The following is a 12,452-nucleotide window of genomic DNA, read 5'->3' on the forward strand; positions in this document are numbered from 1 at the left end:
TAATATCTTAATGGTAAAATTTTTATAATGTTGAAATCGCTTTCTGAATTCTTGAAATAGTTTCTTCTTTTCCAATGATTTCTACAATGTCAAATAGGTGAGGACCTTTCAAAGCTCCAACCAAACTAAGACGGAAAGGTTGCATCACTTTCCCCATTCCGATTTCATTTTTAGTTAACCAATCTTTTATGATCGCTTCGATATTTGCAGAATCAAAACCGTCAATATATTCAAGAGTCGAAATCAATTCTTGCATTAAAGCTGGTGTTTCTTCTTTCCAATTTTTGCTTGCTTTCTCATCGTAAGATGTTGGCGCCTGAAAAAAGAAATCTGTTAGTTCCCAAAAATCAGAAACGAAGTTGGCTCTTTCTTTAATCAAAGAAACAATTCTTGTAATATCATATTTAGAAACGTCAATACCTTTTTCTGCTAAAATAGAAGAGAAGGTTTTTGCTAAATCTGCATCATTTTGTTTTACTAAATATTGGTGGTTGAACCATTTGTTTTTCTCAGGATCAAATTTTGCTCCAGCTTTGTGAACTCTGCTCAAGTCAAAAGATGCAGCCAATTCTTCTAGAGAATAAATTTCTTTATCAGTTCCATCATTCCATCCAAGTAAAGCAAGGAAGTTTACAACTGCTTCTGGGAAAAATCCTTTTTCTCTGTAACCAGATGAAACGCCTTCTTCCGTTTTCCATTCTAGAGGGAATACTGGAAATCCCATTTTGTCACCATCTCTTTTTGATAATTTACCATTTCCAATTGGTTTTAAAATCAAAGGTAAATGTGCAAATTCTGGAGCTTCCCAATTAAAAGCTCTGTATAATAAAACATGAAGTGGCATAGAAGGCAACCATTCTTCTCCACGAATTACATGTGACGTTTCCATCAAATGATCATCAACAATATTAGCTAAATGGTATGTTGGCATTCCGTCACTTTTGAATAGAACTTTATCATCCAAAAGATTCGTTTCAAACTTAACATCGCCACGAATGATATCTTTTAAATGTAAAGTTTCATCAACCGGAGTTTTAAAACGAATAACATAATGTTCACCATTTGCAATTCTCTTAGCAGTTTCTTCTGCAGAAATTACTAAAGAGGTATCTAGTTTTTCACGATTATGATGATTGTAAATAAATGTTTTTCCTTCAGCTTCATGTTGTTTTCTATGAGCATCCAAAGCTTCTGGAGTATCAAAAGCATAATATGCCCAACCCGAATTGATTAATTGATCGGCATATTGTTGGTACAAATCTTTACGTTCGCTTTGTCTGTACGGACCAAATTTTTCATTTTTTCCAACTGTTTCTTCAGGAGCAATTCCTAACCATTCCAAAGCTTCCATAATGTAAGCTTCTGCACCTGGAACAAAACGAGTCTGATCTGTATCTTCAATTCTCAGATAAAAAACACCGTTATGTTTTTTTGCAAATAAATAATTAAATAGGGCAGTACGAACTCCGCCAATATGTAATGGTCCAGTCGGACTTGGTGCAAAACGCACACGAACTTGCTTTGACATTTTGTTTATATTTTAATGCAAAGATACGACTCTAATTAGATAATTTGAAAATGAGGATAATGAGATAATGGTTTACTTTATGGTTAATTATCTAATTTCTAATTTTATTAATTTCTAATTAAATAATTTAAAGAATATACGTTTAGTATGTCAATTGACTAATTATCTAATTAACTCATTTTCTAATTATAATTACTACTTTTATAGGTTATAATCAAAACAGATTTATTTTGAAAACATCATCTGCGATATACCAAAAATTAGAAGCTTTCATTAAGAAATATTATATCAACGAATTGATAAAAGGGATTTTACTTTTTACTGGATTCGGACTTTTGTATTTCTTGTTTACGCTTTTTGTAGAATACTTTCTTTGGCTGAAACCATTAGGAAGAACGTTTTTATTTTGGCTATTTATTGCTGTTGAAGTTTTCCTTTTAATTCGTTTAATTGTATTTCCATTATTCAAATTATTCAAACTTCAAAAAGGAATTGATTATACGCAAGCTTCTAAAATTATTGGAAATCATTTCACAGAAGTGAGTGATAAGCTGACGAACTTTTTACAATTGTCTTCAGAAAATAATGCTGAAAGTTCTGAGTTAGTTTTGGCTTCGATAGAACAAAAAGCAAATTCTCTGCAACCAATTCCTTTTGGAAATGCAATCAATTTTAAAGCAAACAAAAAATATTTGCCATTAGCTTTGGTTCCAATTTTGCTTTTTGTAGTGTTTTATATTTCTGGAAATAGCAATGTAATTTCTCAAAGTTTGAATAGAGTAGTGCATTTCAATTCTGCATTTTTACCGCCAGCACCTTTCAAATTTGTAGTTCTAAATTCTAATTTACAAGCAGAACAAAATAGAGATTTCGTTATCAAAATGGAATCTGTTGGAAACATTGTTCCAGAAAATGTCATGATTCATATTGGAGATGAAAGCTATTTTATGGAATCTTCTCAACCTGCAAAGTTTGAATTTAAAGTTGAGAAACCAACAGAGAATATCCAATTTTCTTTTGAAGGAAACAATGTAATTTCAGAAGATTACGAATTGAAAGTAATCACTGTTCCTTCTATTGCAAACTTCGAAATGGTTTTGAATTTTCCTTCTTATTTAAAGAAAAAATCAGAGACAATTCAAGGAACTGGAAATGCAATTTTACCTGAAGGAACGACTGTCACTTGGAGAATGAACACTAAATCTACACAAGAAGTAGTGTGGAAAAGAGAAAATGAAGTTTTGAAGTTCAATAAGACAGAAAATGAGTTTAAATTAGCTAAAAATATAAGTCAAAATACCGAATATCAAATACTTACGTCTAATGATAAGGTTAAAAACTACGAAAAACTAGATTATCAGCTTTCTGTGATCAAAGATCAATTTCCAACCATCAATGTTGGGCCTGCGCCAGACAGTTTGAAGCTGGATAAGAACTATATCTTGGGTAGAGTTGGTGACGATTATGGTCTTTCAAGATTACAGATTGTGTACTACGAACGTAACAAACCACAGTCTGCTAAACGTGGAAATATCAATGTGAAGTCTGGTGTATTCGATCAGTTTGTTTTTAATTTTCCAAGCAATCTTCCAGTTGAAGAAGGAGTATCTTACGAATACTATTTTGAGGTTTTTGATAACGATGCACCACACGGATTTAAGAGTACAAAGTCTTCTACGTTTTCAGATCGCGTAGCTACAACAGATGAAATTCAGGACCAAGAATTACAGCAGCAAAATAATAACATCAATAGTTTATCTAAATCTTTGAAGAATCAAACCAAGCAGATTTCTGAAATGGATAAGCTTCAAAATACAGGAAAAGAAAAAGATAATCTAGAGTTTAAAGATCAGCAGAAGATCAATGATTTTATCAAACGTCAGAAACAGCAAGACGAAATGATGAAACAATTCTCTGAGAAAATGAATCAGAATTTGGATAAATTCAAAGACGATAAGAAAGATAAAACCGCTGAAGATTTACAAAAGCGTTTAGATAATGCACAGAAAGATTTAGAAAAGAATCAGAAATTATTAGATGAATTGAAGAACTTAAATGATAAATTAAACAGCGAAGATCTGTTTGATAAAATGGAAAAGTTCAAACAAATCAGTAAAAACCAATCTCGTAATCTAGAGCAATTAGTTGAGCTGACGAAACGTTTTTATGTTTCTAAGAAAGCAGAACAAGTTGCTGAAAAACTAAATAAACTGTCAGAACAACAGGAACAGTTATCAAATAAAGAGAAAGAAAATACAAAAGAAAAGCAAGATGAAATCAATAAGTCTTTTGATAAGATTCAGGAAGATTTAAAAGATTTGAAAGAAGAAAATAAGACTTTAAAGAAACCTTTAGATATTCCTTCTGATGCTTCTAAAGAGAAAGATGTAGATAATGATCTTCAAAAAGCTTCTGAGGAATTGAGTAAAAAGAATACTTCTTCGGCCAAACCAAAACAGAAAAGTGCTGCCAAGAAAATGAAGAACATGGCTCAGGAAATGCAGAGCGAAATGGAAGGTGGCGAGCAAGAACAATTGGAAGAAGATGTGGCAATGCTTCGTCAGATTCTGGATAATCTTTTAGCATATTCTTTGTCACAAGAAGATGTGATGAAACAGTTCAAAGCAATGAAATTAGGTTCTTCTACATTCACAAAAAATATCAAGATTCAGCAGAATTTAAAACAACAGTTTAGACATGTTGATGATAGCTTGTTCGCACTTTCATTACGTAACCCAAAGGTTGCAGAAGATGTAACAAAAGAAATTGGTAATGTACAATACAACATGGACAAGGCTATTGAAACCTTAACTGATGTTCAGATTCCGAGAGGAGTTTCACACCAGCAATATGCAGTTTCATCTGCCAATAAGTTAGCCGATTTCTTAAGTGATTTGTTGAATAATATGCAAATGTCTATGCCTAAACCGGGAGCTGGAAAACCTAAACCAGGAGACGGACAAGGAATGCAATTGCCAGATATTATACAAAAGCAAAAAGGTCTTGCTGATAAAATGAAAGAAGGAATGAAGTCTGGTAGTAAACCTGGAGAAGGGCAACAAGGACAAAGTGGAGAAGGTAAACAAGGTCAGGGACAAGGTAAAGATGGCAATGGAAAAGAAGGCCAAGGTAAAGATGGAAAAGGAAAAAACGGACAAGGTAACCAAGGTTCTGGTAATGGTAAAGATGGAAAGGATGGAAAAGAAGGTGAAGATGGGGAAGGAGATGCAGAGGCTATTATGGAGATTTACAAAGAGCAAGTTAAACTTCGTGAAGCATTGCAAAAAGAATTAGCAAAGAAAGGTTTGGACTCTCAAGGTAAATCTGTAATAGACCAGATGAAGCAATCTGAAAAACAGATTTTAAATAAAGGTTTTAAGAATGAGAACTTGCAACGTATTTTAAATATTCAACAAGAATTATGGAAATTAAACAACGCAGTTCAGCAACAAGGACAGGATACACAAAGACAATCTGAAACCAATAAGGCTGAATTTACTAATCGTTCAAATGCTTTACCAAGTTCATTATTGGAATATTTAAACAGTGTAGAGATATTAAACAGACAATCACTACCTTTGCGCTCGAATTTTAATCAAAAAGTTCAAGAATACTTTAATACAAAATGATAAATTTTAATTACGAAACAGATTTTACTTTAGGAGACGAGCAGGCTTTTAGCGACTGGCTAAGTGCTGTAATTGTTTCTGAAAAGAAGACTGAAGGAGAAATCAATTATATATTTTGTGACGATGAATATCTTCATAAAATAAATGTAGAGTATCTGGATCATGACACTCTTACAGATATTATCAGTTTTGATTATACTGTTGGTAACGAGTTGAATGGAGATATTTTTGTTTCTGTAGAGCGTGTTGCAGACAATGCAAAAGACTTTAATGTTTCATTTGCTGAAGAGCTTAAGAGAGTGCTCTCACACGGTATACTTCACTACTGCGGGTACAAAGATAAATCTGATAAAGATGCGCAATTAATGAGAGCAAAGGAAGAGGAAAAGATGAAGATGTTTCACGTGGAACAGTAATTAAACTTCTTTAAAATTATGTTCCACGTGAAACGTTTTTAGATTTGGTTTTTAAAATGTTCCACGTGAAACATATTTTAGTTAATGAATATATAAACGTTCCACGTGGAACGTTGTAATAGAGAAGTGATTCTTTGAAATAAATCGTTCCACGTGGAACGATATTTAAAACTGATATTGAGAAAAAGATAATAGTGTTTCACGTGGAACATGATTTTGAAAGTTCTGTAGAAGTTTAGAATGGAAGTTTAGAATGGAAGTTTAGAATGGAAGTTTAGAATGGAAGTTTAGAATGGAAGTTTAGAATGGAAGTTTAGAATGGAAGTTTAGAATGGAAGTTTAAAATGTTTCACGTGGAACGTTTGGTTTTAAAGATTCTGTTTAGAAGTTCTGTTTGAAGATTCTGTTTGAAGATTCTGTTTGAAGATTCTGTTTGAAGATTCTGTTTGAAGATTCTGTTTGAAGATTTCAATTTTGGAATTTGGAATTTCAAAATTGAAGATTAAAAATATTCGTTCCACGTGGAACAAAGAAAATATAAATGTAATTCTAGAAACCGCGTTAGCGGTTTTTGGAGAATAATAAAACAAAAATGTTTTTAGAAGAATACGATGTTATTGTGGTTGGTGCAGGCCATGCTGGTTCTGAAGCTGCGGCTGCGGCTGCAAATTTGGGATCAAAAACTTTATTGGTTACAATGAGTTTGCAGAACATAGCACAGATGTCTTGCAATCCTGCGATGGGTGGAATTGCAAAGGGACAGATCGTTCGCGAAATTGATGCGCTCGGTGGATATTCGGGAATTGTTTCCGATCGCACGGCAATTCAATTTAAGATGTTGAATAAATCGAAAGGACCTGCAATGTGGTCTCCAAGAGTTCAAAGTGACAGAATGCGTTTTGCAGAAGAATGGAGAATGATGTTGGAGAAAACTCCAAATCTTGATTTTTATCAAGAGATGGTAAAAGGGTTAATTATTGAAGACGGAAAAATAAAAGGAATTAGAACTTCGCTTGGTGTAGAAATCAAAGCGAAGTCTGTCGTTTTAACGAATGGTACTTTTTTGAATGGTTTGATTCATATCGGAGAAAAACAATTCGGTGGAGGAAGAGCAGGAGAAAGTGCTGCAACTGGAATTACCGAAGATTTGATCAAAGCGGGTTTTGAAGCAGGAAGAATGAAAACAGGAACGCCTCCTCGTGTAGATGGACGTTCTTTGGATTATTCTAAAATGAACGAAGAAAAAGGAGATGCAAAACCAGATAAGTTTTCATATTCAGATTTGACAACTCCATTAACGCATCAGCGTTCTTGTTACATGACATATACTTCGTTGGATGTTCATGATATTTTGAGAGAAGGTTTTGATCGTTCTCCAATGTTCAACGGAAGAATCAAAAGTTTAGGTCCGAGATATTGCCCTTCTATCGAAGATAAGATTAATCGTTTTGCAGATAAAGAGCGTCATCAATTATTTGTTGAGCCAGAAGGATGGAATACTTGTGAAGTTTATGTAAACGGATTTTCAACTTCACTTCCGGAAGATATTCAATTTAAAGCTTTGAGTTCTGTTGCTGGTTTTGAGAAAGTGAAATTCTTTCGTCCAGGTTATGCAATCGAATATGATTTCTTTCCTCCAACTCAATTGAAACATACTTTGGAAACGAAGTTGGTTGAAGGTTTATATTTTGCTGGACAGATTAACGGAACAACAGGATACGAAGAAGCAGCATCTCAAGGTTTAATGGCTGGAATAAATGCACACTTGAAGGTTCACGAAAAAGAACCTTTGATTTTAAAACGTGACGAAGCATATATTGGAGTTTTAATTGATGACTTAATTACGAAAGGAACAGAAGAACCTTATCGTATGTTTACATCAAGAGCAGAATACAGAACATTGTTGCGACAAGATAATGCCGATTTCAGATTGACGCCAATGTCATACGAAATTGGTTTAGCTTCTGAAGATCGTTTACGCAGAATGGAAAGAAAATTAAACGAGTCTGAAAAGATGGTTTCGTTTTTTAGAGAAACAAGTGTTTCTGTTGCAGAAACCAATCCGATTTTGGAAGCTAAAGAATCTGCACCAATTTCGCAAGGAGATAAAATGTTCAAGATTTTCTCTCGTCCACAGATCGAATTAGAAGATATGTTGAAATTTGAGAAAGTTTCAGCTTATATTGAAGAGAATGATTTGGATGAAGAAATTGTTGAACAAGCCGTAATCCAAGTAAAATATTCTGGTTATATCGAAAAAGAAAGAAATAATGCAGATAAGTTGAATCGTTTAGAAGAAGTAAAGATTCCAGAAAATTTCGATTACGATAAAATTAAATCAATGTCGATTGAAGCAAAACAAAAGTTAAGCAAAATTCGTCCTGTAACTATTTCGCAAGCTTCAAGAATAAGCGGAGTATCACCAAGCGATATTTCCGTGCTTTTGATTTATATGGGAAGGTAATTATTTTAGATTTCTGAGTTTAGATTTTAGATTTAAAGTGCAAGTGTTCCACGTGAAACTATAAATCTGAATTTTGAATCTAAAATATTCTTGTTCCACGTGAAACCTTTTCTGAAATAAGAATGATTTCAAATTCTTAATTCTAATTTTAAAGTTTGATTTTAAGAAAATAAGTATTCAATAGCTTTCAAAAATAGATTTGCAATTAAGTTGAATTATCATATTTCATAAAAGATTAAAATAAACTAAAATAAAATCCTAAAAGCGATAGAATTTCGCTTTTAGGATTTGCTATAAATTAAACCCAATATCTATAAATTTAAAAAATGAACGTTTTAAATAAAAAACACTTTCTTACAGTAAAAGACCATTCTGTTTCAAAAGAAATTTTTGAATTATATCAAGATGAAGAATTTGATATGCTAATTACTTCTCCGCAACCTGAACTTCAAAATTTAGGAAGATATTACGAAAGCGAAGATTATATTTCGCATACAGACAACAAACGTTCATTATTTGAAAAAGCATACCACTTTGTAAAAAATATTGCGCTTCAAAACAAATTGAATTTAATAAATGGCGAGCAAAGTCAAAAAGGGAAAATTTTGGATATTGGAGCTGGAACTGGAGATTTTCTTTTGACAGCAAAAAATGATGGTTGGGAAACTGTTGGAGTAGAACCAAGCGATCGAGCAAAAAATATTGCAAAAGAAAAAGGAATTTCTTTTGTAGAAGAAACAAGTACTTTAGAAAATAATTCTTTTGATGTAATTACAATGTGGCACGTATTAGAACACGTTCCAAATTTGGAATTACAAATTGCAGAATTAAAGCGTTTATTAAAACCAACTGGAACTTTAATTGTTGCGGTTCCAAATCATAAATCTTTTGATGCGCAACATTACGGAACTTTTTGGGCCGCTTATGATGTGCCAATTCACTTTTGGCATTTTTCAAAAAAATCGATTCAATTGCTTTTTGAAAGAGTAGATATGAAATTAGAAAAAATACTTCCAATGAAGTTCGATTCGTTTTATGTGAGTCTTTTATCCGAAAAATACAAAACAGGAAAAATGAATTATATCAAAGCTTTTTTCGTTGGTTTAAAATCAAATTGGAAAGCCAAAAACACAAAAGAATATTCATCGCATATTTATGTTTTAAAGAATAAATAAAACCTAAAAAATCAGCATAAAGCTATTTCTTCAAAATACTGGAGAAATAGCTTTTTCGTTTTAAAAAAAGTCAAAAAAACGGCCGTATTTATGCTATAAAGTTGAATTATTGCTATTATTTTTTCTATAAATAAAAACAATATCATAAAATTTACGCATTTTTTAAACTTTATGCTGATGCTATTGATTTTTTTATATTTTTGTCTTCAATACTTAAAAAATAGAATTTAAAAAAAATGAAAAAAGCATTAGTTATTATCGCACTTTCAGTTTTCGCAGTTTCTTGTAACAAAACAGCAGAGGTAAAGGAAGTAAAAACAGCTTACGTGGATACTTCGGTTTTGATGAAAGAATACACTGAGGCAAAAGATTTAGAGGCAAAGTACAAAGCTCAAGCGGAAGAAAAAGGTAGACAATTACAAGCTGAGATTTCACGTTTTAAACAAGACGCTGCTAATTTTCAAAGCCAGGCACAAGCAAACGGTCAAGCTTGGGCACAGCAAAGAGGTGCTGAGTTGCAAAAAAGAGAGCAGCAATTAGGTTATGCACAACAAGCATTAGCACAACAATTACAACAAGAAAGTGGTGTAGAAATGGATTCTCTTGTTAGTGGAGTTAAAAAATTCATCAAAGAGTACGGAAAGAAAAACGGTTACTCTTACATCTACGGAACAGGAGATGCTGCAACAGTTTTGTATGCTGAAGACAAATATGATATCACAAAGGAAATCATCAAAGAATTAAACGACAAATACAAAGCGTCACCAAAAGCAGAGGCTAAACCAGCAGCTGAAACAAAAGAAGGCGAAGCTAAAAAATAACACTACCAAACTAACTAAATTACTGAAAACCTAAATCCACTAAAGATTTAGGTTTTTTCTTTTTATAAAAATGCGGTAATTTTATTTTTCAATACAGGCAAAATGCAGAACGTTTCAGAAGCGGCAGCTTACACTTTACAATTCATCAATCAGACTCAAAAATCTATTTTTCTAACCGGAAAAGCAGGAACAGGAAAAACTACGCTTTTGCGCGAAATTATTGCGACGACCCACAAAAATACTGTAGTTGTTGCGCCAACTGGTATCGCGGCTTTGAATGCGGGCGGGGTAACTATTCATTCGATGTTTCAGCTTCCGTTTTCTGCGTTTATTCCGTCGTATGATGCAAGTGCACAATTTACAGAAACGGTAAAGTTTGAAAACAAAGAAACACTGCGCCGTCATTTCAAAATGAATAACGTCAAGCGAAATGTGATCAAAAACATGGAGCTTCTGGTTATTGATGAAGTGAGTATGATGCGCGCCGACTTGCTAGATGCTGTCGATTTTATGATGCAGACGGTTCGTAGAAATACGCAGCCTTTTGGTGGAGTTCAGGTTTTGTTTATTGGAGATTTGTTACAGCTTCCGCCAGTCATTCGAGATGAAGAATGGCGAACGCTGAAAAACTATTACCGCGGAAAATTCTTTTTCCATTCTCACGTTCTACAAACCTATCCGCCGATTTATATCGAATTGTCAAAAATTTACCGACAGACCGATGATACGTTTATTTCGGTTTTGAACAATCTTCGAAATAATCAAATTACTCCAGAAGACATAGCTGTTCTAAATCAGTATGTTAAGCCAGATTTTGACTTCAAAGAGAACAAAGGCTATATCACGCTCACAACACATAATGCCAAAGCGGATTCTATCAACTCACAGTCAATCAATGATTTAGATGGTAAAGAATACGTTTATACGCCATTTGTGGTTGGAGATTTTCCAGAAAAGATCTTTCCTGTTGAAGAAGAACTGAAATTGAAAGTCGGCGCGCAGATTATGTTTGTTAAAAATGATTTGTCTTTTGAAAAAAGATATTTCAACGGAAAAATGGGCGTAATAAAATCTTTGTCTGACGAAGAAATCTTTGTTCATTTTCCAGAAGAGAACATGACGCTCGAAGTCGAAAAGTACGAATGGAAAAATATTCGCTACAAAGTCAACGAACAAACCAAAGATATCGAGGAAGAAGTTTTGGGGACCTTTGCTCATTATCCGATCAAACTGGCATGGGCGATTACAGTGCACAAAAGCCAAGGTTTAACTTTTGACAAAGCAGCGCTCGACGTATCGCAAGTTTTTCTCCCTGGGCAGGCCTATGTAGCACTTTCGCGTTTGCGTTCGTTAAACGGGCTTATTTTACTTTCTCCAATGCAGATGAACGGCATTTCCAACGATCAAGATGTGATGGATTACGCTTTGAACAGAGCAACGGAAGAAACTTTAAAAAACTCACTTCACTTCGAAACCAAGAATTTTATTCATAACTATTTGATAAACAGTTTTAATTGGAACGATTTAGCACAAGAATGGAGAAATCATCGTTTTAGTTACAACGAAAATGCGGCTGGTTCCGAAAAAACAAAACATGCAGTTTGGGCGCACAAACGTTTGGACACGATTGAGCAGCTTGCCGAACATTCACAGAAATTCATCATTCAGCTCAACAAAATCTTCAGCAAAGAAACGGTCGATCTACTTTTTGTGAAAGAAAGGGTAGAAGCGGCCTACGATTATTTTTTCAAGCCAATGGACAAATTGGTGGATGATTTAATTTATAAAATGGCTGAAATTCAAAAATTTAAAAAAGTAAAAGAGTTTTACGAAGAATTGAATTTTCTGGAAGATCTTCAGACGAAAGCAGTTTTACGATTGATGAAAGCGAAATTATTGATCGAAGTTGTGGTTGCTGGCGAAGCGATCAGCAAAGAAAAGCTGTCGTCGCCAAATATTAAAAATTATAAAATCAACAAAGCGGAAAGAATTCGCGGAGAGCTTCAGACGACAAATACAGACATTTTTAGAGCAGAAGAGTCTGTTGTGCGATACAAATCAGCTAAAGCGGAAAAAAGTGAGCTTAAAACGGCTAAAAAAACGACAGTTGAAGAAACACATGATCTGTGGCTTGAGAAACATTCGATTGAAGATATTGCAAGAATGCGCAAACTAACTGTTCAGACTATAGAAACGCATTTGATAAAATTGATTCAGGTGAAAAAAGTGGATATTAACGATGTTTTGCCGTATGATAAAATTTTGGCCCTTCGAGAGGCTTTTGAATTTTATCAAGAAGAATCTTTGAGTCCTTTGAAAGAAAAACATGGAGATGAATTTACTTGGGATGAATTGAAAATGTTCAAAGCAAGTATTAATTAATTTTTTGAGAACGGTCTTTCTCAGTCCTACGTGGAAC

The 12,452-nt window shown here is 33.6% G+C and carries 7 protein-coding genes; 6 read left to right on the top strand and 1 reads right to left on the bottom strand.

What is annotated here, in order from left to right; genetic code table 11:
- Positions 1 to 22 precede the first annotated feature (22 nt).
- Positions 23 to 1,528: a glutamate--tRNA ligase gene (gene gltX, locus ACWA1F_RS03450; RefSeq protein ID WP_456891609.1), complete on the bottom strand. Its 1,506-nt coding sequence runs from the start codon at positions 1,526 to 1,528 to the stop codon at positions 23 to 25.
- Between the two features lie 230 nt (positions 1,529 to 1,758).
- Here gltX and ACWA1F_RS03455 point away from each other — a divergent pair, with 230 nt between their 5' ends.
- The 6 genes from ACWA1F_RS03455 (at position 1,759) to ACWA1F_RS03480 (ending at position 12,415) form a co-directional block, all read left to right on the top strand.
- Entirely contained in the window at positions 1,759 to 5,157 is a 3,399-nt protein-coding gene (locus ACWA1F_RS03455; RefSeq protein ID WP_456891610.1) for a coiled-coil domain-containing protein, read from the top strand.
- Positions 5,154 to 5,573: an rRNA maturation RNase YbeY gene (gene ybeY, locus ACWA1F_RS03460; RefSeq protein ID WP_456891612.1), complete on the top strand. Its 420-nt coding sequence runs from the start codon at positions 5,154 to 5,156 to the stop codon at positions 5,571 to 5,573. Before ACWA1F_RS03455 ends, ybeY begins: the two co-directional genes overlap by 4 nt.
- A 592-nt stretch (positions 5,574 to 6,165) precedes the next feature.
- Positions 6,166 to 8,037 (top strand): tRNA uridine-5-carboxymethylaminomethyl(34) synthesis enzyme MnmG, encoded by a 1,872-nt coding sequence (gene mnmG / locus ACWA1F_RS03465; protein ID WP_456891613.1) that lies wholly within the window; start codon positions 6,166 to 6,168, stop codon positions 8,035 to 8,037.
- Positions 8,038 to 8,363: 326 nt separating this feature from the next.
- Positions 8,364 to 9,212, top strand: a complete 849-nt coding sequence (locus ACWA1F_RS03470; protein ID WP_456891615.1) for a class I SAM-dependent methyltransferase — start codon at positions 8,364 to 8,366, stop codon at positions 9,210 to 9,212.
- A 236-nt stretch (positions 9,213 to 9,448) separates the two neighbouring features.
- A complete protein-coding gene (locus ACWA1F_RS03475; protein WP_456891617.1) occupies positions 9,449 to 10,033 on the top strand; it encodes an OmpH/Skp family outer membrane protein in 585 nt (194 codons plus the stop codon).
- A gap of 102 nt (positions 10,034 to 10,135) precedes the next feature.
- On the top strand, positions 10,136 to 12,415 hold the full coding sequence (locus tag ACWA1F_RS03480) for a helix-turn-helix domain-containing protein (RefSeq protein ID WP_456891619.1): 2,280 nt from the start codon (positions 10,136 to 10,138) through the stop codon (positions 12,413 to 12,415).
- The last annotated feature ends 37 nt before the right edge of the window (positions 12,416 to 12,452 follow it).

Source organism: Flavobacterium erigeronis (assembly GCF_054075165.1).